At 60.6% G+C, this 24,413-nt stretch carries 22 protein-coding genes; 5 read left to right on the top strand and 17 right to left on the bottom strand.

Features of this window, described 5'->3' with window-relative positions; translation table 11 throughout:
* Nucleotides 1-353 precede the first annotated feature (353 nt).
* The gene (gene fadD2 / locus LOY70_RS06785; protein ID WP_265034874.1) at nucleotides 354-2,042 is read right to left on the bottom strand and encodes a long-chain-fatty-acid--CoA ligase FadD2; all 1,689 of its coding nucleotides are present in this window, start codon (nucleotides 2,040-2,042) and stop codon (nucleotides 354-356) included.
* Nucleotides 2,043-2,254: 212 nt separating this feature from the next.
* On the opposite strand from fadD2, the gene LOY70_RS06780 reads away from it, so the two are divergent.
* Both LOY70_RS06780 and LOY70_RS06775 read left to right on the top strand, forming a co-directional pair.
* A complete protein-coding gene (locus tag LOY70_RS06780) occupies nucleotides 2,255-3,199 on the top strand; it encodes an alpha/beta hydrolase (protein ID WP_265034872.1) in 945 nt (314 codons plus the stop codon).
* A gap of 41 nt (nucleotides 3,200-3,240) precedes the next feature.
* The gene (locus LOY70_RS06775) at nucleotides 3,241-3,711 is read left to right on the top strand and encodes a MaoC family dehydratase (protein WP_186635354.1); all 471 of its coding nucleotides are present in this window, start codon (nucleotides 3,241-3,243) and stop codon (nucleotides 3,709-3,711) included.
* A 161-nt stretch (nucleotides 3,712-3,872) separates the two neighbouring features.
* Here the strand turns inward: LOY70_RS06775 and LOY70_RS06770 are convergent, their stop codons facing one another.
* The 4 genes from LOY70_RS06770 to LOY70_RS06755 all read right to left on the bottom strand — a co-directional run bounded on the left by LOY70_RS06770 (nucleotide 3,873) and on the right by LOY70_RS06755 (nucleotide 7,700).
* Nucleotides 3,873-4,736 (bottom strand): HlyD family secretion protein, encoded by an 864-nt coding sequence (locus LOY70_RS06770; protein ID WP_265034868.1) that lies wholly within the window; start codon nucleotides 4,734-4,736, stop codon nucleotides 3,873-3,875.
* 9 nt (nucleotides 4,737-4,745) lie between these two features.
* Complete coding sequence (locus tag LOY70_RS06765; protein ID WP_003198565.1) at nucleotides 4,746-4,952, bottom strand: DUF1656 domain-containing protein; 207 nt, start codon at nucleotides 4,950-4,952, stop codon at nucleotides 4,746-4,748.
* On the bottom strand, nucleotides 4,939-6,939 hold the full coding sequence (locus LOY70_RS06760; RefSeq protein ID WP_265034861.1) for an FUSC family protein: 2,001 nt from the start codon (nucleotides 6,937-6,939) through the stop codon (nucleotides 4,939-4,941). The genes LOY70_RS06765 and LOY70_RS06760 overlap by 14 nt, the downstream gene beginning before the upstream one ends.
* Before the next feature lie 293 nt (nucleotides 6,940-7,232).
* Nucleotides 7,233-7,700: a ferritin-like domain-containing protein gene (locus LOY70_RS06755; protein WP_265034859.1), complete on the bottom strand. Its 468-nt coding sequence runs from the start codon at nucleotides 7,698-7,700 to the stop codon at nucleotides 7,233-7,235.
* Between the two features lie 204 nt (nucleotides 7,701-7,904).
* On the opposite strand from LOY70_RS06755, the gene LOY70_RS06750 reads away from it, so the two are divergent.
* Together LOY70_RS06750 and LOY70_RS06745 are read left to right on the top strand one after the other, a co-directional pair.
* Nucleotides 7,905-8,141, top strand: a complete 237-nt coding sequence (locus LOY70_RS06750; RefSeq protein ID WP_025212254.1) for a DUF3820 family protein — start codon at nucleotides 7,905-7,907, stop codon at nucleotides 8,139-8,141.
* Nucleotides 8,142-8,158: 17 nt separating this feature from the next.
* Nucleotides 8,159-9,346, top strand: a complete 1,188-nt coding sequence (locus LOY70_RS06745; RefSeq protein ID WP_265034856.1) for an aminotransferase class V-fold PLP-dependent enzyme — start codon at nucleotides 8,159-8,161, stop codon at nucleotides 9,344-9,346.
* 223 nt (nucleotides 9,347-9,569) lie between these two features.
* Here LOY70_RS06745 and LOY70_RS06740 read toward each other — a convergent pair whose 3' ends face one another.
* The 3 genes from LOY70_RS06740 to zwf are packed head-to-tail and all read right to left on the bottom strand — an operon-like array spanning nucleotide 9,570 to nucleotide 12,422.
* Nucleotides 9,570-10,235 carry a bifunctional 4-hydroxy-2-oxoglutarate aldolase/2-dehydro-3-deoxy-phosphogluconate aldolase gene (locus LOY70_RS06740; protein WP_123417234.1) on the bottom strand — a complete coding sequence of 222 codons (666 nt, stop codon included), beginning with the start codon at nucleotides 10,233-10,235 and terminating at the stop codon, nucleotides 9,570-9,572.
* A 17-nt stretch (nucleotides 10,236-10,252) separates the two neighbouring features.
* The gene (gene pgl, locus LOY70_RS06735; protein ID WP_123417235.1) at nucleotides 10,253-10,966 is read right to left on the bottom strand and encodes a 6-phosphogluconolactonase; all 714 of its coding nucleotides are present in this window, start codon (nucleotides 10,964-10,966) and stop codon (nucleotides 10,253-10,255) included.
* Nucleotides 10,953-12,422: a glucose-6-phosphate dehydrogenase gene (gene zwf / locus LOY70_RS06730; RefSeq protein ID WP_265034851.1), complete on the bottom strand. Its 1,470-nt coding sequence runs from the start codon at nucleotides 12,420-12,422 to the stop codon at nucleotides 10,953-10,955. Before zwf ends, pgl begins: the two co-directional genes overlap by 14 nt.
* Before the next feature lie 196 nt (nucleotides 12,423-12,618).
* Here zwf and LOY70_RS06725 point away from each other — a divergent pair, with 196 nt between their 5' ends.
* Nucleotides 12,619-13,479: a MurR/RpiR family transcriptional regulator gene (locus LOY70_RS06725; RefSeq protein ID WP_171061416.1), complete on the top strand. Its 861-nt coding sequence runs from the start codon at nucleotides 12,619-12,621 to the stop codon at nucleotides 13,477-13,479.
* A gap of 158 nt (nucleotides 13,480-13,637) precedes the next feature.
* Here LOY70_RS06725 and LOY70_RS06720 read toward each other — a convergent pair whose 3' ends face one another.
* The 9 genes from LOY70_RS06720 to LOY70_RS06680 form a co-directional block, all read right to left on the bottom strand.
* Nucleotides 13,638-14,492, bottom strand: a complete 855-nt coding sequence (locus LOY70_RS06720) for a D-hexose-6-phosphate mutarotase (protein WP_265034849.1) — start codon at nucleotides 14,490-14,492, stop codon at nucleotides 13,638-13,640.
* Nucleotides 14,493-14,624: 132 nt separating this feature from the next.
* Nucleotides 14,625-15,971 (bottom strand): carbohydrate porin, encoded by a 1,347-nt coding sequence (locus LOY70_RS06715; protein ID WP_265034847.1) that lies wholly within the window; start codon nucleotides 15,969-15,971, stop codon nucleotides 14,625-14,627.
* Between the two features lie 130 nt (nucleotides 15,972-16,101).
* Nucleotides 16,102-17,262, bottom strand: coding sequence for an ABC transporter ATP-binding protein (locus LOY70_RS06710; RefSeq protein WP_123342410.1), 1,161 nt, complete (start codon nucleotides 17,260-17,262; stop codon nucleotides 16,102-16,104).
* A 2-nt stretch (nucleotides 17,263-17,264) separates the two neighbouring features.
* On the bottom strand, nucleotides 17,265-18,110 hold the full coding sequence (locus LOY70_RS06705; protein WP_025212245.1) for a carbohydrate ABC transporter permease: 846 nt from the start codon (nucleotides 18,108-18,110) through the stop codon (nucleotides 17,265-17,267).
* Nucleotides 18,103-19,011, bottom strand: a complete 909-nt coding sequence (locus tag LOY70_RS06700) for a carbohydrate ABC transporter permease (protein WP_135844059.1) — start codon at nucleotides 19,009-19,011, stop codon at nucleotides 18,103-18,105. The genes LOY70_RS06705 and LOY70_RS06700 overlap by 8 nt, the downstream gene beginning before the upstream one ends.
* Before the next feature lie 239 nt (nucleotides 19,012-19,250).
* Entirely contained in the window at nucleotides 19,251-20,552 is a 1,302-nt protein-coding gene (locus LOY70_RS06695) for an ABC transporter substrate-binding protein (protein ID WP_265034842.1), read from the bottom strand.
* 116 nt (nucleotides 20,553-20,668) lie between these two features.
* On the bottom strand, nucleotides 20,669-21,928 hold the full coding sequence (locus tag LOY70_RS06690; RefSeq protein WP_265034840.1) for an AGE family epimerase/isomerase: 1,260 nt from the start codon (nucleotides 21,926-21,928) through the stop codon (nucleotides 20,669-20,671).
* Between the two features lie 246 nt (nucleotides 21,929-22,174).
* A complete protein-coding gene (locus tag LOY70_RS06685; protein WP_265034838.1) occupies nucleotides 22,175-23,644 on the bottom strand; it encodes an ATP-binding protein in 1,470 nt (489 codons plus the stop codon).
* Complete coding sequence (locus tag LOY70_RS06680; protein ID WP_025212240.1) at nucleotides 23,634-24,365, bottom strand: response regulator; 732 nt, start codon at nucleotides 24,363-24,365, stop codon at nucleotides 23,634-23,636. The genes LOY70_RS06685 and LOY70_RS06680 overlap by 11 nt, the downstream gene beginning before the upstream one ends.
* Nucleotides 24,366-24,413 lie beyond the last annotated feature (48 nt).

Raw genomic sequence — 24,413 nt, 5'->3', positions numbered from 1 at the left:
TCCTCAGCAACGCGAATTCTCACCGCATTTGATGCGATTATTATTGGTGTGTTTATTGGTGAATCTGGCTTGAATGAAGGCCGAGAAGTCACAAAAGCGCGCCGAGAGTAGCAGCTTTGCCAAGGGTCGCCTAGAGCCAAAATAAGGCCCTACAGTCACAAACATGACCCATGAATATTTTATGGTCATTTTTAGAGTAAAAATTCTAAGCCCTGGGTAATGGGCCCCAATACATAAAAAACTGTGGGAGCGAGCTTGCTCGCGATGGCGGTGTATCAGCCAACATCTCTGTCTCTGACCTACCGCAATCGCGAGCAAGCTCACTCCCACAGGGTTTCCATGAGGCAGGCGCCTCAGGCGATATCCCGTAACTCCCGCCGCAGAATTTTGCCCACCGGCGTCATTGGCAGAGAATCTCGCAACACGATGTGCTTGGGTATCTTGTAGCCGGTGAAATTCTCCTTGCAGTAGGCCTTGAGTTCTTCAAGGCTGACCCCGGTTTCCCGCGCCACCACGAACAACTTCACCGCCTCCCCCGAACGCTCGTCCGGCACACCGATCACCGCGCAACTGGCGACTTTCGGGTGAGCCATCACCACGTCTTCGATCTCGTTGGGGTACACATTGAAACCCGAGACAATGATCATGTCTTTCTTGCGGTCGACGATGCGCACGAAACCGTCCGGGTCGATCACCGCGATATCCCCGGATTTGAACCAGCCTTCGCTGTCCAACACTTCGGCCGTGGCTTCAGGTTTGTTCCAATAACCTTTCATGATCTGCGGCCCCTTGATGCATAGCTCGCCGCGCTCGCCGAAGGGTTGCTCGACGCCGTCATCGCTGATCACTTTCATGAGCGTCCCCGGCACCGGCAACCCCACCGTACCCAACCGAGACTTGCCGCCATACGGATTGGCGCAGGCCACAGGCGAGGTTTCGGTCAGGCCGTAGCCTTCGGTGATGCCGCAACCGGTGATCTGCTCCCAACGCTCGGCGGTGGCCTTGACCAGCGCGGTACCGCCGGAATTGGTGACCTTGAGGTTGGAGAAGTCCAGGGTCTTGAAATCCGGATGGTCCATCAACGCCACGAACAAGGTGTTTAGCCCCAGCAACAACGAGAACCGCCAGTTCTTCAGTTCCTTGATAAAACCTGCGATGTCCCGCGGGTTGGTGATCAGCACGTTGTGGTTGCCGGTGACCATCATGCACATGCAGTTCGCCGTGAAAGCATAGATGTGGTACAGCGGCAGCGGCGCGATCATCACCTCCTGGCCTTCGCGCAACAATGGATGACCGTCGTCACCGACCTGGCCCAGGCACGCCCGGGTCTGTTGCATGTTGGCGACCAGGTTGCCATGGGTCAGCATCGCGCCCTTCGCCAACCCGGTGGTGCCGCCGGTGTATTGCAGCACCGCGATGTCATCGAGACTGACCTTCAGCGGCTTGATGCCATGGCCCCGGCCCAGGCGCAAGGCGCTCTTGAATGAAACGGCCTGGGGCAACGAATAGTCCGGGACCATCTTCTTGACCTTGCTGATCACCGTATTCACCAGCCAGCCCTTGGCGGTGGGCATCAGGTCGCCCATTTTTGCTTCGATCAGGTATTGCAGATCCGTGTCGGGCAGCACTTCCTGGACTTTCTGCCCGAACAGGTTCATGTACACCAGCGCCCGGGCACCGGAATCCTTGAACTGATGACGCATTTCCCGCGGGGTGTACAACGGATTGGTGTTGACCACGATCAGCCCGGCGCGCAAGGCACCGAACACGGCAATCGGGTATTGCAGGACATTGGGCATCTGCACCGCGATACGATCACCGGGGACCAGGTCGGTGTGGGCTTGCAGATAGCCAGCAAAGGCCGCGCTATAGCGTTCGACCTCGGCATACGTGAGGGTCACCCCCATGTTGCTGAACGCCGGACGGTCGGCAAACTTCTTACAGGAACGTTCGAACACCTCGACTACCGACTTATAGGCCCCCAGGTCTATTTCCGAGGGCACGCCGGTCGGGCGTTTGTCATTCCAGAAATCAGGCTGCATTGTTTTTGTCCTCTTTACCTGAGCGTATCCGGGCCGCTTCTGTGTTGCTTGCAGAGGCGGAGCTCTTGGGACACTAGCAGCTATGGCCAATCAGGCAAATATGGCGACCTGCGTCATAGATTGTGTGAATCTTCCTGCCACAGCATAGGCTGATCAGGCGAGACGCAACGGATGCGCTATACAATGCAGCAACCCTGCGCAAAGGAAACGCCATGATCCACCAGTCATTCTGGCTGACCGCGACCGACCACAGCCGCCTGTTCGTCAATCAGTGGTTGCCCGAAGCCGAGCCTGAAGCGCTCATCATGCTGGCCCATGGCATGGCCGAACACAGCGGCCGCTACGCGCGCCTGGCCCAGGCGCTGTGCGATGCAGGTTATGGTGTCTACGCGCCGGACCTGCGCGGCCATGGCAAAACCGGCGAAGAAGCGATTCTCGGCCACTTTGCCGACGGGGATGGTTGGACCAAGGTGGTCGGCGACCTGGCCAGCCTCAACCAACACATTGGCCAGCAACATCCCGATACCCCGATTGTGCTGCTGGGCCATAGCATGGGCAGCTACATCGCCCAGGGTTACCTGCTGCATCACAGCGCCAGCCTGCACGGTGCGATTCTCAGCGGCTCGAATTATCAACCGGTGGCGCTCTATCGCACCGCCCGCCTGATCGCCCGCTTCGAGCGCCGACGCCAGGGCGCCAGGGGGCGCAGCGCCTTGATCGAGTGGCTGTCGTTCGGCAGTTTCAACAAGAAATTCAAACCGACACGCACGCCCTTCGACTGGCTCAGCCGTGACCCGAGCGAAGTCGACAAATACGTTCACGACCCATTGTGTGGCTTTCGCTGCACCAATCAGCTGTGGGTCGACCTGCTCGGTGGCTTGCAGCAAATCAGCAAAGCGTCCAATCTCGCCCAGATCGATCCGGGCCTGCCATTGCTGATAATCGGCGGCGAATGTGATCCGGTGAGCGAAGGCAAGCGTCTGAAAGATCTGGCCGACGCCCTGCGCGAGGCCGGCAGCCGGCATCTGCAATTGACGATTTACCCACAGGCCCGGCACGAACTGTTCAACGAGACCAACCGCGACGAAGTGACGGCCGACGTCCTGGGCTGGATTGCCCAGGCCCTGAGCCACAAGCGACCGCCACGAAGCGAGTAGGTATTCAGCGTTTTCCTTTACCCTCACAGGATTTGAGACAGATGACCCAGGTTACCAACATCCCGTACGAAGCCCTCGAAGTCGGCCAGACCGCCAGCTACAGCAAGACCGTCGAAGAGCGCGACATCCAGTTGTTCGCTGCGATGTCGGGCGACCATAACCCGGTGCACCTGGACGCCGAATTCGCCGCGGCGAGCATGTTCAAGGAGCGCATTGCCCATGGCATGTTCAGCGGTGCGCTGATCAGCGCGGCGGTAGCCTGCGAGCTGCCTGGGCCGGGCACCATTTACATCGGCCAGCAGATGAGCTTCCAGAAGCCGGTGAAAATTGGCGACACCCTGACCGTACGCCTGGAAATCCTGGAAAAACTGCCGAAGTTTCGCGTACGCATCGCCACGCGCGTGTTCAATCAGCGCGATGAGCTGGTGGTGGACGGCGAAGCCGAAATCCTCGCACCGCGCAAGCAACAGACCGTGACGTTGCCGACGCTGCCGCCGATTACTGTTGGTTGATTCACATGCATCCAGGGTGAGTGACCTGTGGTGAGGGGATTTATCCCCGCTGGGCTGCGAAGCAGCCCTAAACCCTGAAAACGCCATATGTCTGGTGGATTGAGTTGGCAGTGTTGGGGGCGCTTCGCGTCCCAGCGGGGATAAATCCCCTCGCCACAAAATTACTGCTGGTCTTCGCGCACCTGCACACTCGCCGTCATCCCGGCGCTCAGATTCACGCCCTCCGGGATCTTGTCCAGTTTGATCCGCACCGGAATTCGTTGGGCCAGGCGCACCCAGTTGAAGGTCGGCTCAACCTCGGCCAGTAACTGCGCATCGGGGTTGGTGTTGCGGTCGGTGATACCGCGGCTGATGCTTTCGACATGGCCCTCCAGCGCATGGTCGGCGCTCATCAGCCAGACCTTGACCGAATCGCCTACGCGAATCCTCGGTAGCTTGGTTTCTTCGAAATAGGCCTGCACATAAAACGTCGAATCGTCAATCAGCGCCATGACCGGCTGCCCAGCGTTCACGTAATTGCCTTCGGCCAGGCGCAGGTTGGTAATGTGGCCACTGCGTGGGGCCAGCACTTGGCTGCGGGCCAGGTTGAGTTCGGCAACCTTGGCCTCGGCCTGGGCTTCACGCAGTTCGCCCCGGGCGATGCCCGCGTTGATCTGGGCATTCTCCCGCAGCTCGGCACTGATGGCCTGGGGCCCCAGGGCCGCGCGGCGACTGGCTTCGTGCTCGCGCAGACTCAATTGCTGCTGACGGGTCTGGACCACCGCCCGCGCTTTCTCCACCGCGGCCTCGAAACGCTCGCGGTCGATGCTCAGTAATAAATCACCGGCCTTGACCGCCTGGTTATCCACAGCCTTGAGCTCGCGCACCCAACCCGACACGTCGGGCGCGATCACCACCACGTCGGCGCGGATCCGCGCATCGCGGGTCCAGGGCGTGAGCATGTAGTACTGCCACAAATGAAACCCGGCGAAGATCGCCACGACCACCACGCCCAGCGTGACGGCGACACGTACGGAGGTACGCATGTTCAACTCCTATAGCGGCCCGAGGACCACGGTAATAACAGTCAGGACACAGACATAAAGGGCGCAGTCGAACAAGGCTTCATGCCAGATCCAGCGCCCGGCCGGTACCAGGCTGAGCAACAGGCGCAACGCACCGGTGACCAACAAGGCCAGCACCACATAAATCAGGAACGGGCTGAGCAACACCCCGCCGATCGACCACTCACGCAAGCCCATGGCTGTGCTCCTGTCGTTCAGGTTCGTGCTGGCGGCACCAGGCGCGCCAACTGTTCTGCAATTGCACCACTGCGCCCTGGGCCAACTTCAACGCATCCCCGGGCGGCTGCATCGACAACACCTTCAGGAACTCGGCGCTCGCCGGGGCCAGCGCATCGGCCTGCCTACCGACCGGACCGCGTTCGAGCACCTGTTCCAACGTGTCGAAATAACGGCGCTGGGCCAGGTTGTCGGGCACTTGGGCGACGGCCAGGCTCAGACGCAAATGCAGCAGCTCATCGCCCATGTCCAAGCCCAGCAATCCATCATCCCAACGGCTGCGCGCCGGTACCGGCAGCTCGGGATAGTGCCGCGCCAGTTGCAACAGCCGGTCAGCCATGCGCCCTCCGAACCAACTCTCGGCGCCACGCAGATTGCGCCGGGTCAGGCGCACCAGATCGTGGAGGGTCGCGGCCAGCAAGCGACGGCTGTGCCAGGCCGGGTCGCGCAGAATCAGCAGATTGAATGCCAGCACCGCCGCACCGACGCCGATCATCATCGCCTGGGCGTTGTTGAAGAAAGCCGCGACGTCGTACTTCATGGTGTTGAGCGGCGACACCAGCACCACGAAATGCAGGCAGAACGACGTGGCCGTGGCGAATATCTGCGGCTTGGCCATCCCCAGCGCCCCGAAAAACAACGGCACACCCATGGCCATGCAGAGCATCGCGAAGCTGCTCCACTGCGGCAGCACGACTTCGCCAATTACAAACGCCGTCGGCACCGCCAACAGGATGCCCCGCAGGAAGCTCATACCAATCTGCGCGCCGTTTTCGCGACTGGCGAACAGGCTGCACACCACGCAGGTGAGCACCAGCGCGCCCGAGGCGGCGGGCCAGGCGGTCGCCAGCCAGAAACAGGCCACCGCCAGGAACGCCAAGGCACTACGGGCACCGAACACCATGGCCAGGGACAGATCACGATGAGGCGTCAAGGTTCGCGGTGGATCCGTCGCCTCCCTGCCCTCTTGTACGGCCGTCAGCGCGGCGCAGGCGGCCAGGGCGGTATCGATCAACAACGCGAAACGGGCCAGGCAGTAACTTTGCGCCGAGCTGATCTGTGGATCGTGAGACGCATCCCATACCCGGGGGCGCAAGGCTTGCAGAGTCGTGCTGTCGGCGTCGAGGGCCTGGCGCACCTCGTTCATCCACGGCTGCAGAGCCTCGGCTTCCTGGGGTTCGAGCTGTTGCCATTGCCGACGCACCGAACGGGAAAGGCGCAACAGCATGAGCAGTTTCTGGCTCAAGCCGCTGATGGCCCGGGCCCGCTGCCGGCCAAGGCGGCCTTCGAACCAGGCGTGTTCGCGCTGGGCATCCACCGCGACGATCTTGCCAAGGATTTCCAGCAACCCTTTACGGGCCTGGGCATCGCCGGCCAGGGTGGCCCGGGCCGCCTGCATGCCGCTCTGCCAGGCGGCCCGGGCCTGACCGGCCAATTGCCGCTCGACCCGCAACGGCCAGAGCAAGGCACTGGCCGCCGTGGCGCAGACAATCCCCAGGCTGATTTCGGTACAGCGCGCCACCGCCTGATCGAACACGCCCAACGGATGGGAAATGGCCGGCAAGGCGATGATCGCCACCGTGTAGCCAGCCAACACGAATGAATAGGACCAGGCACTGCGCAGCAGTGTGGAACAGGCGGTGCACAACCCCAGCCATAGCGCCAGGGCTAGAAGGAACAACCACGGCGCCTGGGCGAACAAGCCCATGAACACCACCGACATGACCGTGCCCACCAAGGTACCGAGCAATCGCGCCAAGCCTTTTTGCACGACCATCCCGGACAACGGCTGAGCCACGATGAACGCGGTCATCAGGGCCCATGACGGCTGCTCCAGGCCCCAGCGCAATGCCAACCATAGCGCCAGTCCACCACCGAGTACGGTTTTGATGGCGAACTGCACAGCGAGGCGGTCGGGGGCGAACAAGGCCTGGAAGGTAATGGGCACGCAGGAAACTCTTCTGGGGGGACGCAATAACGATAGATGCAATATAGGATGGTTGGCAGGCGCTAATTATTAGCTAGCTAACTATATGAGTCCAGAGGTGATTACTGGCGAATTTAACAACACACTTTTTCTGGAGGACGCCCAGTTAAAGGGAATCCTCAGCAGCTACTGAAGCGAACGCTTTTGTGGCGAGGGGATTTATCCCCTCGCCACAACGGTGTTCACTTTCAATCTGAGCAGCCTCCCACAAAAAAACGCCAGGCAAGCTGGCGTTCTTTTAGTTCAGGGCGCGTTTAAGAACGGGCGCGTGCCTGGTTACGCAGCGCCTTGACCTGGTCATGGTTGCGTTGAACGCCGTGGTACTGACGCTCGACCAGATCGCGAATACCGACCAGGTTGTGCTTGGTGATTTTTTCCAGCGCTTCTTTGTAAGCCTTGAGCGCATGGTCTTCGCCACGCTCGGCTTCGTTGAGCACCGCTTCCTCGTCCTTGCCGGTGAACATGGACTTCACGTCCACCCAACGGCGGTGCAGGTCACCGGCTACGCTGGTAGAAGTTTCCGGGTCGCCGCCCAGCGCACGAACGGCCGCTTGCAGTTCGGCAGCAGCGGTGGCGCAATCGGCGGCGCGCTGGACAAACAGCGATTTGAGTTCTGGATGCTTGATGTCTTCAGCGCAGGTCTTGAAGCCTTCCTGACCATCTTTGCTGGTCTCGATCAGGTCATTCAGGACGGAAATGGATTCTTTATTAATGTCGGTCATTTTTCAGTTCCTTTGCTCGGTGAATAAAACCTACAAGGGATATTGCATCGGCCGTGCCAGCCTCAAGCCACACATAAATTCATTTAAATTCAATACGTTATAAAACACCCAAGAATCTGTATCCGCGTTATTTGCATGATCTGTCATTTGGCCTGCATGCAGAATGCCTGTATTTTCCAAGTGGTTTGAATCAAGACGATCGCCATGAACCCGGAAAAGCTCGAACTGCTGGTCACACGCCAGATGCCCTTTGGGAAATACAAGGGGCGAATCCTCGCCGACCTGCCTGGCCAATACCTGAACTGGTTCGCCCGCGAAGGTTTTCCCCACGGAGAATTGGGCGGTTTACTGGCATTGATGCAGGAAATCGACCACAACGGCCTGTCGGATCTGCTCGACCCATTGCGCGCCAAGCACGGCAAACCCAAGCCTCGCCACTAACCGATTGAGCCCCGCCCATGCCTGAAAATACCCTGCGCGCCCACGATGAAGCCTTCTGGCAGACCTATGTCGGCCGTTATGAGGTCGACACCGAGGGGCCGCTCAATCTGGAAAACGGCTACTTCGGTCGCATGTCGCGAACCGTGGTCGAGGAATACCAGCGCAATATCGCCTTCATCAACCGCAGCAATTCGGTGTATGTACGCCAGCATTTCGACCAGGAACAGGACGAAGTGATTCGCCAACAAGTGGCGCAACTGATCCATGTAGCACCGCAAACCGTGGCGATGGCCACCAGCGCAGTGGATGCTCTGCAATCGTTGATCCGCAACTACAACAGGCTGAAGCCGGGGGATCAGGTGCTGGTCTGTGACCTGGAGTACGCGGCGGTCAAAAGCGCAATGCGCTGGCTGGCCCGACAGCGTGGCGCAGAGGTGATCGAACTGGTCCATCAGCACCCCGCCAGTTTGGAAAGCCTGGTGGGCACCTATCGCAAAGCGTTCATTGACCACCCTCGCGTGAAGCTGATGGCGCTGACTTACGTCAACCACCTCACCGGCTTGGTGATGCCGGTCCAGGCTATTGCCGAGACGGCCCAGGAGTTTAACGTCGATATCATTCTCGATGGGGCCCATGCCTTGGGCCAGATCGATTTCGACATCAAGAAACTCGGCATTCACTTCGCCGGATTCAACCTGCAGAAGTGGATCGGCGGGCCCCTGGCCCTGGGTTTCTTATACATTGCTCCGCAGCGGCTGGCCGACATCGACCCGGACATGGACGAAGGGCATTATCCCGTCACCGACGTCCGCTCGCGCACCCCCCATAGCACGCCCAACATCCCGGCCCTGCTGACCCTACCCCTGGTATTCGAGGAGCACTATGCCCTGGGCGGCGCTGCGGCCAAGGGCGCGCGGCTCAAGTACCTGCGGGACCTGTGGGTGAACGCCGTGCGTGATGTACCGGGTATCGAAGTCATGACCCCGGACGATCCGAGCCTGTATTGCGGCATCACCTCGATGCGCTTCACCGCCCAGACGGACCAGCAGGCGATGGCCGATCGACTGCTCAACGACTATGGGATCTTCACCGTGGTCCGCCACACCAGCGTCGGGCCGTGCATCCGTATTACCCCGGGACTGACCACCCTGGCCGGTGATATCCAGCGGTTGGTCCAGGCGCTGATGGAATTGAGCCGAACATAATTGTGGCGAGGGGATTTATCCCCGTTGGGGCGCGAAGCGGCCCTGTTTTTTTGGGGTCTGCTGCGCAGCCCAGCGGAGCGGTGCGACGTTTCGCTAAATCCCCTCGCCACAGGTTTAATGTCAGGCCCATTTGACGCGACAAATCCCGGTCCAAAAAAAACGGCGCGCCGACCAAGCGCACCGTAAAGCCGTAGAACACCCAACGAGGTTTCGGTAAAGCTAATCAGTCCAGCAGCGCCAGCGCCTCGGCGGTGCATTCCTGGATGCGGGCCCAGTCGCCGTTCTTGATCCACTCCGGATCAAGCATCCAGCTACCGCCCACGCACATCACGTTTTTCAATGCCATGTAGCTCTTGATGTTGGCCGGGCTCACGCCGCCGGTCGGGCAGAATTTCACTTCGCCGAACGGGCCGCCCAAGGCCTTGATGGCCGCGACGCCGCCGCTGACTTCCGCCGGGAACAACTTGAAGCGGCGATAGCCCAGGCCGTAGCCTTCCATGATGCCGGAGGCGTTGCTGATGCCCGGCAGCAATGGGATAGGACTGGCAACGCTGGCCTCGAGCAGGTCACGGGTGATGCCCGGGGTGACGATGAACTGCGAACCGGCGGCCTCGGCGGCGGCCAGCATGTGCCGGTCGAGCACGGTACCAGCGCCGGTCACCAGTTCCGGACGCTGTTCGCGCAGCACCTGGATGGCCTTGAGGCCGTACTGGGAACGCAAGGTCACTTCCAGCGCCGTCAAGCCACCGGCAGCCAGGGCGTCAGCCAACGGCAGGATGTCCTGTTCGCGAGCGATGGTGATCACCGGCAGGATCCGCGCCTTGGCGCAGAGGCTGTCGATCAGGGTAACTTTGTCCGCCATGGAAACGGTCGGGGAAGGGTTTTTCATAGCGGCTGATCCTTGGTTCATGGGCACCAGTAAATCTCTAACGTAGGTTGCAGAAACGCGCGGATCGGCATTTCGGCGACATCGTCACCGGCCACTGCGGCGTTCAGGGTGGTCAATTTCGACTGACCGGAAATCGACAGCACTTTGTGTTTCGCCGAGGCCAGCAAGGCGCGGCTCATGGTCAAGCGCTGGTGCGGCACGGTCGGCGCCAACATCGGCCAGCAACGGCGCGTACCGTTGACATCCAGGGCTTCGGCCAGGTTCGGACTGCCAGGGAACAGCGAGGCGGTGTGCCCGTCATCGCCCATGCCCAAGATCAGCACGTCGATGGGCGGCAGCTCGGCCAGCAAGCGATCCGCTTGTTCGGCCGCCGCCTCCAGATTGGCGCTGGCACTGTAGAGGCTCAGGAACTGGGCCTTGGCCGCGGCACCTTGCAGCAGATAACGCTTGAGCAGGCCGGCATTGCTGTCGGCATGTTCAACCGGCACCCAGCGCTCATCGGCCAGGCTCACCACCACCTTCGACCAGTCCAGCGGCTGTTTGGCCAGGCTCTGGAAAAATGCCACCGGGCTACGACCGCCGGACACCACCAGGGTCGCCGCACCACGCGCATCAAGCGCGGCACGCAACTGCTCGGCCACTTTCAACGCCAAGCCTTCAGCCAACAACACCGGGCTTTTGAATTCGAGGGCGCTGACGCCCTGGGGCAGTTTCACTTCAGATATCGCCATACCATGACCTCCCATCCCGCGTGATCAGTGCAATGGAGCTCATCGGCCCCCAGGACCCGGCCGCATACGGCTTGGGTGCATCGCCGGATTTCTTCCACCCGGCGATCAACTGGTCACACCACGTCCACGCGGCTTCAATTTCATCTTTACGGACAAACAGGTTCTGATTGCCGTTCATGACTTCCAGCAACAACCGCTCATAGGCATCGGGTATCCGTGCGCTGCGATAGGTGTCGGAGAAGTTGAGTTGCAGCGGACCGCTGCGCAATTGCATGCCCTTGTCCAGGCCTTGCTCCTTGGTCATCACTCGCAAGGAAATGCCTTCGTCCGGTTGCAGGCGGATGATCAGTTTGTTGCTGATCTGCAGGCGCTGCTCGGGCGCGAAGATGTAGTGGGACGGTTCCTTGAAGTGAATGACGATCTGCGACAGCTTCTGCGGCATGCGCTTGCCGGTACGCAGGTAAAACGGCACCCCGGCCCAGCGCCAGTTGCGAATGTCGGCGCGCAGGGCGACGAAGGTTTCGGTGTCGCTCTGGGTATTGGAATTGGGTTCTTCGAGGTAACCCGGTACAGCCTTGCCTTCGCTGTGACCGGCGATGTACTGGCCGCGCACCACCTGGGTGGTCAGGCCTTCCGGGCTGATGGGCGCCAGGGCCTTGAGCACCTTGACCTTCTCGTCACGGATGCTATCGGCGGACAAGTCAGCCGGCGGATCCATGGCGATCAGACACAGCAGCTGCAACAGGTGGTTCTGGATCATGTCCCGCAGTTGACCGGCCTTGTCGAAATAGCCCCAGCGGCCTTCGATGCCGACCTTCTCGGCCACAGTGATTTCCACGTGGGAAATGTAGTTCTGGTTCCACTGGGTTTCGAACAGGCTGTTGGCGAACCGCAACGCGATCAGGTTCTGTACCGTCTCTTTGCCCAGGTAGTGGTCGATGCGATAGGTGCGGTTTTCCGGGAAGAACTGCGCCACGGCGTCGTTGACCTTGCGCGAGGATTCCAGGTCCGAGCCGATGGGTTTCTCCAGCACCACACGGGTGTTTTCGCTCAAGCCGACCTTGGCCAGGTTCTCGCAGATTGCGCCGTAGACCGCTGCCGGGGTGGCGAAATAGGCGATCACCTGCGGGGCCGAACCGACCCGCTCGGCCAGGGCGACGTAGTCGTCGGCCTTGAGGAAATCCACGTGCAGGTAACTCAGTCGCGCCAGGAAGCGCTCGAGCACGGTTTCGTTGAGGTCCTTGTCGCCCACGTAGCGGCGCAGTTCAGCGGCGATGAACGCCAGGTGCTGCTGCTCGCTGCCGGGTTCACGGGCCAACGCGATGATCCGCGTGTCCTCGTGCAGCAAGTCCGCGCCATCGAGTTGATAAAGGGCAGGAAAAAGCTTGCGCAAGGCCAGATCGCCCAACGCACCGAACAAGGCAAATGTGCACGGTTCAACCGTTATGGAATGCATGATGTTTGTTCTTTTATCAAGTTAAGCTACAAATACCTTTTTTCAAGGTATCACTCAAGGAAAAATGTAGTAATAACCACAACATTTTTCGAAAATTCCGATTCCGAGTGGTGGTCCGTCAGAGCCATCAGTAGGATAGGCCACCGCAAAGGGTCGTATCAAAGACCCGTCTTTCTAGGAATCTTGTATGGACCGCGTGCGAAATTTACTGGAGCAGATCCAGAGTCGCCTTGAAGACCTGAACAAGGCCGAACGCAAGGTGGCCGAGGTGATCCTGCTCAACCCACAGCAGGCCACCCGCTTCAGCATCGCCGCCCTCGCCCAGGCCGCGTCGGTCAGCGAGCCTACGGTCAACCGTTTCTGCCGTTCATTCGGCGTCAGCGGTTACCCGGAACTCAAGCTGCAACTGGCCCAGAGCCTGGCCAGCGGCGCCGCTTATGTCAGCCGTGCGGTGGAGGCCGATGACAATCCGGAAGCTTACACCCGGAAAATCTTTGGCAGTGCCATTGCCTCATTGGACAGCGCCTGCCAGGCCCTTGATCCGAATTTGATCAGCCGGGCCGTCGATCTGCTGATCCAGGCCCGCCAGATCCACTTCTTCGGCCTCGGTGCTTCGGCGCCTGTGGCGCTGGATGCCCAGCACAAGTTTTTCCGTTTCAACCTGGCGGTGACCGCCCACGCCGATGTGCTGATGCAACGCATGATTGCGTCGGTGGCCCATACCGGTGAGCTGTTCGTGATCATTTCCTACACCGGTCGTACCCGTGAGTTGGTGGAAGTGGCGCGCATCGCCCGGGAAAACGGCGCCTCGGTATTGGGCCTGACCGCCGAAGGCTCGCCCCTGGCCAAGGCCAGTACCTTGAGCCTGAACATTCCGCTGCCCGAAGACACCGACATCTACATGCCGATGACCTCGCGGATCATCCAGCTCACCGTGCTGGATGTGCTCGCCACCGGCATGACCCTACGCCGGGGCGTGGACTTCCAACCGCATTTGCGCAAGATCAAGGAAAGTTTGAATGCCAGCCGGTATCCGGTGGGGGATGAGTTCAACTGAACCGGCTTGAGTATTGTTTCGCCTGATGGATCGCTATCGCGAGCAAGCTCGCTCCCACAGTGGTTTTGTACCGGATACAAATCTTGTGTCCATCCAAACCCCAACGTGGGAGCGAGCTTGCTCGCGATGAGGCCAGCAGCGACACCCACAAACCTGAATCAAGCCCCCATCCGCGCCTGCAGACTCAGGTGCGCCCGTTCCCCCGGCGCCAGGCACAGGCTATCGGTGCCGCCACTGGCCGCTTCGACACAGACGAATTCCGACACCTCGTCCCAACTCACCCCCAGCAATGGCCGCGCGCCGGGATGCCACACCACGGTGTCGGCGCTGTCGCCCGTGTCGATGCACAGTTCCCGCTGCCAGGCGTGGTCCTTGAGCTGCAATTCTCCCTCGTGCTGGAACACCCGCTGACAACCACCCTCGACCCGCAACTCGCCTTCCTGCTGGCAAACTGCACGGCTCAACTGGTCGTATCCCTGCGCGCCTTCGAGCCCGGACAGCGCTACCTCACCGATGTCACCAATACGCCAATAGGCGTGCAAAGCCTGGCTCAGCTGGCAAGGCAAGCTGTCTTGATGCTCGGTGCTCAAGCGCAACTCCATGCGCTCACCCAGGTCGGCATGCAGATCAACCTGCCAGTCGCACAGTTGCAACTGCCAATGCAGGTGCACGCCTTCGTCATCACTGCGGCTGTCGAGCAGTTTCCAATCGATCAGGCGCGCCCAACCATGGGACGGCCAGGCGTTTTCGCTCGGATGACGGCCATACCACGGCCAGCACACCGGCACCCCGCCGCGTATCGCCCCGACCTGTGGCCACTTGGCCGCACACCACAACCAAGGCTTCTGGCCGCGCGGTTGAAAGTGCAGCAACTGCGCACCCTGGCGGCTGAACACCGCCTGGCACAGCGGATGATCGATCACCAGCACATCGCGCTGCCGATAACGCTCCCACGCAAACACCGGGCGTTCGCGCAAGGATCTGAAAAAGCGTTGTAGCGGATGCTCATGCATGGGCCGCGGTCCTGGAGATCATTGAATACTCAATTTTTTGTGACGCGCTAACCATGCGCTCCCCAAAAAAAAGCGGACAGCCTTGGCTGTCCGCAAATATGCGCACATAGAGAGGAGCTTATCGCAACAGCGTTAGAACACCGACTGAATTTTCAGGCCGGCCACCAGCGCGTTGTCGACTTCATCCACACCGCCCGGGTGAGTGATGTATTGCAGGTTAGGACGCACGGTCAGCCAGTTGGTAACGTGGAAACCGTAGTTGACCTCGTAGTTGTATTCAGTGCTACGCAACGGCGTGAACAGCGGATCATCGTAGTCGGAGACACCATTGGCAACGTTGACCAGCTCGGCGTTTTTCTTCACATCTTCGTTGACATGGATCCGGGAGAAACCGATCCCGACATCATCTTTAGGACGCGCATCGAACGGCCCCTTGTACACGAACATCAGCGACTGGTAGTTGTCGACGATGTTGGTTTCCTTGTCGTGGAAGGTGGCGTTGGCCGCAATGTTCAGACCGCGCGAAGCGTCACCGTTGTGAGTGGTGAGCTGTTGCTGCGCGACGAACCAGTAGCCGTCCTTACTGCTGTGGCTGCGATAGGCGTTACCGCTTCTCGCGGCGTCGTCACCATTGTCATCCTCACGGACGTCATCAGCCTTGGCCGTACTTTTGTAGTAACCCACACGGTACTCGCCCGGCAGATTATTGAGCTTGGGCGACCAGACCAACTCGACCGGAATGAGGGTGCCCTTGGTGCCACTGCCGCTGAGCTTGTAGCGGTTCTTGTTTTCCAACTGCGAAGGGTTCTGGTTGTACGCGCCGATTTGCGCATAAAGCTCAGGCGTGAGGTTGTATTTAACGCGAATGGCCGCCTGCATGATCGGCCAGTTGTACCAGATGCCAGTGGCCCAGTTACCCGCCTGGGAACCGCAGAACGCCAGGTTCTGGAACTCGCACGGGAAGGTGTTGAAGTCTTCGCCTTCACCGAAATAACCGGCTTTGACATCCAGCTTACTGTCGAAATACTTCTGCTTGATCCACAACTGGGTCAGACGGGTGGTTTGCCCACGACCCCACACTTCCTGGGAAGAACTGAGGGTACCGGCACGTGGATCACCGATACGGTCGTTGGAGATGTTGCGACCATCACGTCGGGTGAACTGTATCTTGGCCTCTGTATCTCCCCAACCCGCCAGCTTCTCCAGGTCGAGGGCTACGCCCAAGCCAAACTGCTGGGACCAGCGCGCTGTCTTGTCATCGTTGTAGCCGCCGTGGAGATTGGCACCCATCTCACCGACGAAGTCAGCCTTGATATCGATGCCTTGCTCGATCAGCTTGGTCCGTTCACCGCCCCAGTCACCCGTCATCCACTTCGAGTCGGCGCTGAACGCGTCGGCCGCGTGTGCGCTACCGGCCAGCATCATCGCCGCAACGGCTGACAGCTGGCAGATTAGCTGGGCGTTGTTTTTCTTCTTCATCCCTACATCCTCGTCTTTATTGTTATTAACTGTTTTTATCTAACGCGGTTTACAACGATTGCGGCGGGTGGTCCCCCACTCACCGCATACTCCTTCTTTGTGGGCGCACGCAGGCTCCCACATTTGTTCTTCATCGGCCTTTGAACTGCGCCACGTTGGCGCTCCGCACGTCAGCCTGTGGCTGGCCGGCCACGCCCAGGCGTTCGCCGGACTGGGCGTCGAACAGCAGCACTTTCGACGGATCGAATTGCAGCGTCAGGGTTTCCCCGGGCTGTGGCGCCACGTCCGGCGCCAGGCGGCAGCACACCTTGGTGTCGTTGAGGTTGACGAACACCAGGGTGTCCGGCCCGGTAGGCTCGGTGACCTGCACTTCAGCGCGAATGGTCGGCAAGCCATTGGCCTCGCTGCCCGCCAGCGCGATCTGTTCCGGACGCAGGCCGAGGATCACTTCGCGGTCTTCCAGGCCGGCGTCCTGCATGCCCATTGGCAACTCGCAACGGGCCTGGCCACTGTCGAGCAGCGCCAGCAGGCGGCCGTCCTTGCGTTGCAGGCGCAGGGGGATGAAGTTCATCGGCGGCGAACCGATGAAGCTCGCCACGAACAGGTTGGCCGGGTTGGTGTAGATGTCTTTCGGCGTGCCGAACTGCTGGATGATCCCGTCCTTCATCACCGCCACTTTGTCGCCCAGGGTCATGGCTTCGATCTGGTCGTGGGTCACGTAGACCGTGGTGGTCTTCAGGCGCTGGTGCATCAGCTTCATTTCGGTACGCATCTCGACCCGCAGCTTGGCGTCGAGGTTGGACAGCGGTTCGTCGAACAGGTAGATCTTCGGCCGCCGCGCCAGCGCCCGGCCCATGGCCACGCGTTGTTGCTGGCCGCCGGAAAGCTGGCCGGGCTTGCGATTGAGCAGGTGTTCGATCTGCAACAGCTTGGCCACGCGGTTGACTTCTTCGTCGATGGCCGACTGGTTCATCTTGCGGATCTTCAGGCCGAACTCGATGTTCTCGCGCACGCTCATGGTCGGGTACAGCGCATAGGACTGGAACACCATGGCGATGTCGCGATCCTTCGGGCTCATGCCGCTGACATCCTGGTCACCGATCATGATCGCGCCGCCGGTGATGGTCTCGAGGCCGGCGATGCAGTTCATCAGCGTCGACTTGCCGCAGCCCGAAGGGCCGACGAGGATCAGGAACTCGCCGTCCTTGATCGACAACTCGATGTTCTTCAGGGTGTCCGGCAGGCCGGCACCGTAGGTCTTGTTTACATTGCGAAGTTCGAGCGTTGCCATGATTACCCCTTGACTGCGCCGGCCGTCAGGCCGCGCACGAAATACTTGCCTGCGACCACATAGACCAGCAGGGTCGGCAGCCCGGCGATCATCGCCGCCGCCATATCAACGTTGTATTCCTTGGCCCCGGTACTGGTGTTGACCAAGTTGTTCAGCGCCACCGTGATGGGCTGCGAATCGCCGCTGGAGAACACCACGCCGAACAGGAAATCGTTCCAGATCTGTGTGAACTGCCAGATCAGGCAGACCATGATGATCGGGGTGGACATCGGCAGGATGATCCGCCGGAAGATGGTGAAGAAACCCGCACCGTCCAGCCGCGCAGCCTTCACCAGCGCGTCGGGAATGCTGACGTAGTAGTTGCGGAAGAACAGCGTGGTGAACGCCAGGCCGTAGACCACATGCACGAACACCAGGCCCGTGGTGGTACTGGCCAGGCCCATCTTGCCGAGGGTGAACGAGGCTGGCAGCAGGACGGTCTGGAACGGCAGGAAGCACCCGAACAGCAACAGGCCGAAGAACAGCTGCGAACCACGAAAGCGCCACATCGACAACACGTAGCCGTTCAGCGCTCCGATGGCGGTGGAGATCAGCACCGCCGGAACGGTGATCTTGATCGAGTTCCAGAAGTAGCCATCCACCGTGGCCCAGGCCTTGACCCAGCCGATGCCGCTGACCACGGTCGGCCAGCTCAGCAGGTTGCCGGTATTGATGTCTTCCGGCGTCTTGAAGCTGGTCAACAGCATGACCACCAGCGGCACCAGGTAAAGCAATACAGCGAGGATCAACACCGCGTAGATCGCGATCCGACTCAGGCTGATGGAAGGTTTGGCAGCGAGACTAGTCATGACGCTTGGTCCTCAGCTCGGAGTACAGGTAAGGCACGATGATCGCGAGAATCGCACCGAGCATCAGGATTGCACTGGCCGAGCCCATGCCCATCTGGCCGCGACTGAAGGTGAAGGAATACATGAACATGGCCGGCAGGTCAGAGGAGTAACCCGGGCCGCCGGCCGTCATCGCCGCCACCAGGTCGAAACTCTTGATCGCGATGTGCGCCAGGATCATCACAGCGCTGAAGAACACCGGACGCAGGCTTGGCAGCACCACTTTCCAGTAGATACGCGGCATGCTCGCGCCATCGATCTGCGCGGCACGAATGATCGATTGATCGACACCGCGCAGGCCAGCGAGGAACATCGCCATGATGAAGCCCGAGGCTTGCCATACCGCCGCGATCACCAGGCAATACACCACCCGGTCCGGGTCGATCAGCCAATCCAGGCGGAAGCCTTCCCAACCCCAGTCACGCAACAATTTGTCCAGGCCCATGCCGGGGTTGAGTAGCCATTTCCAGGCGGTACCGGTGACGATCATCGAGAGCGCCATCGGGTACAGGTAAATGGTGCGGATGAACCCTTCGCGACGAATACGCTGGTCAAGAAACACCGCCAGCAGTACGCCGATCACCAGGGTGATGCCGATGAACATGCCGCCGAACAGCGCCAGGTTCTTGCTCGCCACCCACCAGCGGTCGTTGTCCATCAGCCGTGCGTATTGCGCCAGGCCCGCCCATTTGTAGTTGGGCAGGAACGTCGACGTGGTGAACGACAGGACGAACGTCCACAAGATATAGCCATAGAAGCCCACCAGAACGATGAACATGCTCGGCGCCAGCACCAGTTTTGGGAGCCAGCGCTGCAATGCATCGAACGGCGAGGCCTTGCTGAACACAGCAACAGAACTCATGGGGAAATCCAGTACAGATGAAAGATTACAAGAACATTCCCTTGTGGGAGCGGGCTCTGTGGCGAGGGGATTTATCCCCGATCGGCTGCGAAGCAGCCGCAAAACCATTGCATGCGGTGTTTCTGACACTCCGCCATTGCAACTTTTCGGGGCCGCTGCGCGACCCATCGGGGCGGTGCGACGTTTCGCTAAATCCCCTCACCACAAAAACTCGCTCCCACAAGGGACCGCGGCGCAAATTACTTGGCAGACTGAACCGCTGCGCCCAGTTTCTTGGCGGCATCGGCAGGGTCGGCTTTCGGGTCGTTGATGTAGTTGGTCACCACGTCAAAGAACGCCCCCTGGACCGCCAGCGTGGTCGCCATGTTGTGCGCCATGCTCGGCTGCAGGCCGCCAGACTTGGCGTCAGTCAGGAAGTCCTTGGCAGCGGTCTGGGCGCAGGAATCGAAACCGTACTTGGCCATGTCAGCCAGCATGTCGGTACGCACCGGGATCGAGCCTTTGTTGATGCTGAAGACCTTTTGGAAATTTTCACCCAGCACAACCTTGGCGATATCCTGCTGACCGGCCGCAGTACCTTTGTCTTTCTGCTTGAACACCGCCAGGGAGTCGATGTTGTAGGTGAACGCCTTCTCGGTGCCCGGGAAGGCTACGCACTCGTAGTCCTTGCCAGCGACTTTCTTCGCCGCGGTCCATTCGCTCTTGGCCCAGTCACCCATGATCTGCATGCCGGCCTTGCCGTTGATGACCTTGGCCGCTTCCAGGTTCCAGTCCTGACCCTTGCCGTCGGCGTCCATGTAGGTCGCGACTTTCTTCAACTCGGTCAGCGCCTCGATCATGGCCTTACCGGTCAGCGCCTCGCTGTCCAGGTCGACCAGGGCCTTTTTGTAGCCATCGGCGCCCATGACCGAGAGCACCACGGCTTCGAACACGGTGCTGTCCTGCCAAGGCTGGCCACCGTGGGCGAGCGGAATGAAGCCCGCGGCCTTGAGCTTGTCACCGGCGGCGTAGAACTCTGCGAGGGTGGTTGGGTTCTTGGTGATGCCGGCCTTCTTGAAGACTTCCGGGTTGATCCACAGCCAGTTGACGCGGTGAATGTTCACCGGCACGGCCACGTAGTCACCTTCGTACTTCACGGTATCGGAGACTTTCTTGTCGAGCAGGCTGTCCCACTTTTCTGCTTTGGCAACGTCTTTCAGGATGTCGGTGTCGAGCAGCCCGGTGGACGCCCATTCCTGGATGTCCGGGCCCTTGATCTGGGCGACGCCCGGTGGGTTGCCGGCCACGGCACGACTCTTGAGCACAGTCATGGCAGTGGAACCGCCACCACCGGCGACAGCGCCGTCCTTCCAGGTAAAGCCATCTTTCTCTACCTGAGCCTTGAGCACATCGATCGCGGCTTTTTCACCACCCGACGTCCACCAGTGGACGACTTCCACGGAACCTTTGGATTCGGCGGCAAGGGTGGTGACAGGGAAGGCTGCGACGGGAAGCAGGGAAGCAAGAGAAATGACAGTAGCGAGGCGAGAAATCGCATTCATCTAGAAGTACCTTTCTTGTTGTTATGCATGCAAGTCTGGAGCTTGCGCTGCACGGATTCTAAACAGGGGAAATCCCTTCGCAGGTAACGAAGGGACGTGCAAATGTCACGACATGGTTACACAGGGGCGGGACTGGAGAGTCTCGCCAGGGCCGTGGCCATGCTGGGTGCCAGGGGCAAGCGTGGAATCAGCACCGCCTGCCAGGCGTGATACAGGTCCGGCTTGCCTGGCCAGATGTCGGCGCTAGGGCTGTTTTTCGGGTCGAGTTCGTGATGCCAACTGCCGTTGCAGCGGTCGATGAAATGCTTGTCACAAAACTCCCAGAACAGTCGGTACCAGGCTTCGTATTTCGCCTCGTCGGTGCGCTTGAGCAAGGCGCTGGCAGCGGCCGCCGCTTCGGCGTGCACCCAATGCAGGCGATGGCGAACCACCGCGCGATTGTCCCAATCCAGCGTGTAGACAATGCCTGGCGCACCATCGACATTCCAACCGTGACGACAGTTCTGGTCGAAGAGCTTTTGCGCATCCTGGGCCAACCAACCGGGGGTCAGCATACCGATCTGCACCCGCGCCGCTTCAAGGTGCAGCAGCAACCGCGCCCATTCGAAACCGTGGCCGGGGGTAGTGCCGTACGGGCGGAAACCGTCGGCGGGATTGTCGTGGTTGTATTCGCGCAACGGCTGCCAATCGCGATCGAAATGCTCCACCACCAGGTAGTCGTTGGCGGCGGCATGGCCGTGGATCACTCGTTCGACGATGTGCAGGGCACGGGCCAGCCAGCGCGGATCGTCGGTGGCATCGGCCAGGGCCAGGAACGCTTCGGTGGCGTGCATGTTGCTATTGGCACCGCGGTACGCCTCTTCCTCGCTCCAGTCACGATTGAAGGACTCGCGCAGGGCGCCCTCTTCCTCGCTCCAGAAATGCTCGTCGATGACCCGCACCGCTTCGTCCAGCAGTGCCTGGGCGCCGGGACGCTGGGCCACCACCGCGGAACTGGCGGCCAAGGCCACGAAGGCATGCAGGTAGGCGGCCTTGCCGGTGTTGTCTTCAGGGGGCTGCGCCGTGGCGAACCAGCCGCCATGTTCGGCGTCGCGCAAAGGGCCGCTCAGGGCCTCGACGCCGTGATCCACCAGCTCGGTGAACCCCGGCAGGCCCTGGATGTGTGCCATGGCGAAACTGTGGGTCATGCGCGCGGTGTTCATGGTCTCGGCCCGGGCATTGGCCGGCAGGCGCCCCAGCTCGTCCAGGTTGCCGAAGCCATCCGGCAGCTTCGATGCCTTGGCGAACGCCAGCAGTCGCAAGCCTTCGGCGGCCAGCCATTGCTGGTGGGCAGGCGCGTTCAGCCAACTGCTGAAGGCCGGTTGGAAGGTGTCCATCAAGCGGTACCTTTTTTGTTGTTTTGACGCAGGGAGTCTAAACAAGGGATGAGGAGTGGCAGGTAACGAAAGGGGCGAGTTATGTCACCGACTTGTGACATAACTCTGAATGAGAGATCGGAGCTACTGACGCTATCGCGAGCAAGCTCGCTCCCACACGGAGTACACAGTGTTCATGGATTCTATGTTCAACCCAAATCCCTTGTGGGAGCGAGCTTGCTCGCGATGAACGATAACGCGGTCCGGCTATTCCACACTGCGAGGCAACTGCAACGTCACCCGCAACCCACCCTCGCGCAGGTTCTGCAGGCTGACTTCGCCGCCATGGCTGTGGGCGATGTTGCGGGCAATGCCCAGGCCCAGGCCATAACCCTGCTGTTGCCCGGCGAGGCGGAAGTGCGGTTCGAAGACTTGCTCCAGGCGCTGTTCCGGCACACCCGGGCCTTCGTCGTCGACGTGCAGGATGAACGCGATTTCATCGTCATCGATGTGCAGATGGGCGTTCTGTCCGTATTTCAAGGCATTGTCGATCAGGTTGCCGATGCAGCGCTTGAGGGCCAGCGGCTTGCCGGGATACGGCGCCAGCGCCCGGCCATCCTGGGTCACCCGGCCGTTGCCGTTGGGCGCCAGGTAAGGCTCCACCAGGCAATCGAGCACATGGTTGAGGTCCACCGGCTCGATGTTCTCGTGGATGTCAGTGTCCTTGACGCATTGCAGCGCGCCTTTGACCAACAACTCCAACTCGTCCAGGTCGCGGCCGAACTTGGCCTGCAGGTTTTCGTCTTCCAGCAGCTCGACCCGCAAGCGCAAGCGGGTGATGGGCGTGCGCAAGTCATGGGAGATCGCGCTGAACAGTTGGCTGCGTTCGGTCAGGTAACGGCTGATGCGCTCGCGCATGGCATTGAATGCCCGGCCCACCTCCACCACTTCGCTGCCACCGCCCTCGGCCACCGGTTCCACTTCAGCGCCCAGGGACATGTCCCGCGCGGCCCGGGCCAAGCGCTTGAGGGGCCGGCTCTGCCAATGCACCAGCAAGCCAATGAACAGCAACAGCAGGCTGCTGGTGAGGACGATGAAGCCGACCTGTTGCTTGGGCAGGTCTTGCTCTTCGAGCGCGGTGTAAGGTTCGGGCAGCAACGAGGCGATGTACAGCCATTCGCCCGGGGCCATCTGGATTTGCGTGACCAGCACCGGCGGGTTCACAGGCTCAAGCGTCAAGGCGTAGTGGGCCCATGAACGGGGCAGTTCGTCGAGCTTGAGCCCGGCGTTGAAAATCCGCAGATCGTCCGGGCTGACAAAATTGACCGAGATATCGGCGCTATTACCCAGGGACCGGCGCAGCACATCGTCCACCGCCTTGAGCACCGCCAGCTTGCGCGGTGTGACCGGCAGCACGTCCATGCCCAGGGGCTTGTCGTTGAGCGTGACGACAAATCGCGTACCGCCCATGCTGCGCAACTGATCCAGCACCAGCGGCCGGTAAGCCACCGGCAGCGAGCGCAAATAGCTGACGCTGGCGGTCATTGAATGGGCCAGGCTGCGGGCGCTGGTGACCAGGCCTTCGAGCTGGGTGGCGCGCAACTGCGAGACCCAGATCAGGCTGGACAGGGTCTGGGCGAACAGCACCACCAGCAAGGTCAGCAACAGCATCCGTCCCAGCAGCGAGCGCGGCACCGGTATTCGTCGAGCGACTTTCCTGATCCAATCAATGACCATTGCTGGCAACCACACTGGCCGCCAGTTGATAACCACTGCCGCGTACCGTACGGATCAACCGCGGCGGCTTGTCGGTGTCACGCAGACGCTGGCGCAGGCGACTGACCGCCATGTCGACGATCCGATCCAAGGGCATCAATTCACGGCCACGGGTAGCATTGCCGATGGTGTCGCGGTCGAGGATTTCCTGGGGATGGTCGAGAAACAACTTGAGCAGGGCGAAATCGGCGCCGGAGAGAATCACCTCTTCACCGTCGGTGTGGAACAGCCGGTGACTGACCATGTCCAGCCGCCACTCATCGAAGGCCAGCACTTCGCCGCCGGAACGTTCCTGGCCGAATTGCGCCCGGCGCAGCAGGGCCTTGATGCGCGCCTGCAACTCCCGGGGGCTGAAGGGTTTGCCCAGGTAGTCATCGGCCCCCAGCTCCAGGCCGATGACCCGGTCGGCCTCGTCGGAACTGGCGGTGAGCATGATAATCGGCACGTGGGCCTGGCGCGGGTGTTGGCGAACCCAGCGGCAAAGGCTGAAGCCGTCCTCGTCGGGCAGCATCACGTCGAGGATCACCAGGTCGCTCGGCGCCTCGTTCAGCGCCTGGCGAAACCCGGCCCCATCAGGCGTGGTGCGCACCTGGAAACCCGCGCGGCTGAGGTAAGTGTCCAGCAGTTCGCGAATCTCCTGGTCGTCGTCGACCAACAAAATCGATTTGTTCACTGAACTCACGGGCCTCGTCCTTGTTATTTGGATTGGGGCGGATTATGCCTGATGGAT

The sequence above is a fragment of the Pseudomonas sp. B21-054 genome, from assembly GCF_026016345.1.
GTDB lineage: Bacteria > Pseudomonadota > Gammaproteobacteria > Pseudomonadales > Pseudomonadaceae > Aquipseudomonas.
Note: the sequence above shows the minus strand (reverse complement) of the source record. Positions and strands in the feature narration are given on the sequence as shown.

Bases quoted from the DNA above. Each gene is read 5' to 3' on its own strand.
- fadD2 (WP_265034874.1), bottom strand. From the start codon at position 2,042: ATGCAGCCTGATTTCTGGAATGACAAACGCCCGACCGGCGTGCCCTCG.
- LOY70_RS06780 (WP_265034872.1), top strand. From the start codon at position 2,255: ATGATCCACCAGTCATTCTGGCTGACCGCGACCGACCACAGCCGCCTG.
- LOY70_RS06775 (WP_186635354.1), top strand. From the start codon at position 3,241: ATGACCCAGGTTACCAACATCCCGTACGAAGCCCTCGAAGTCGGCCAG.
- LOY70_RS06770 (WP_265034868.1), bottom strand. From the start codon at position 4,736: ATGCGTACCTCCGTACGTGTCGCCGTCACGCTGGGCGTGGTGGTCGTG.
- LOY70_RS06765 (WP_003198565.1), bottom strand. From the start codon at position 4,952: ATGGGCTTGCGTGAGTGGTCGATCGGCGGGGTGTTGCTCAGCCCGTTC.
- LOY70_RS06755 (WP_265034859.1), bottom strand. From the start codon at position 7,700: ATGACCGACATTAATAAAGAATCCATTTCCGTCCTGAATGACCTGATC.
- LOY70_RS06750 (WP_025212254.1), top strand. From the start codon at position 7,905: ATGAACCCGGAAAAGCTCGAACTGCTGGTCACACGCCAGATGCCCTTT.
- LOY70_RS06745 (WP_265034856.1), top strand. From the start codon at position 8,159: ATGCCTGAAAATACCCTGCGCGCCCACGATGAAGCCTTCTGGCAGACC.
- LOY70_RS06740 (WP_123417234.1), bottom strand. From the start codon at position 10,235: ATGAAAAACCCTTCCCCGACCGTTTCCATGGCGGACAAAGTTACCCTG.
- pgl (WP_123417235.1), bottom strand. From the start codon at position 10,966: ATGGCGATATCTGAAGTGAAACTGCCCCAGGGCGTCAGCGCCCTCGAA.
- zwf (WP_265034851.1), bottom strand. From the start codon at position 12,422: ATGCATTCCATAACGGTTGAACCGTGCACATTTGCCTTGTTCGGTGCG.
- LOY70_RS06720 (WP_265034849.1), bottom strand. From the start codon at position 14,492: ATGCATGAGCATCCGCTACAACGCTTTTTCAGATCCTTGCGCGAACGC.
- LOY70_RS06715 (WP_265034847.1), bottom strand. From the start codon at position 15,971: ATGAAGAAGAAAAACAACGCCCAGCTAATCTGCCAGCTGTCAGCCGTT.
- LOY70_RS06710 (WP_123342410.1), bottom strand. From the start codon at position 17,262: ATGGCAACGCTCGAACTTCGCAATGTAAACAAGACCTACGGTGCCGGC.
- LOY70_RS06705 (WP_025212245.1), bottom strand. From the start codon at position 18,110: ATGACTAGTCTCGCTGCCAAACCTTCCATCAGCCTGAGTCGGATCGCG.
- LOY70_RS06700 (WP_135844059.1), bottom strand. From the start codon at position 19,011: ATGAGTTCTGTTGCTGTGTTCAGCAAGGCCTCGCCGTTCGATGCATTG.
- LOY70_RS06695 (WP_265034842.1), bottom strand. From the start codon at position 20,552: ATGAATGCGATTTCTCGCCTCGCTACTGTCATTTCTCTTGCTTCCCTG.
- LOY70_RS06690 (WP_265034840.1), bottom strand. From the start codon at position 21,928: ATGGACACCTTCCAACCGGCCTTCAGCAGTTGGCTGAACGCGCCTGCC.
- LOY70_RS06685 (WP_265034838.1), bottom strand. From the start codon at position 23,644: ATGGTCATTGATTGGATCAGGAAAGTCGCTCGACGAATACCGGTGCCG.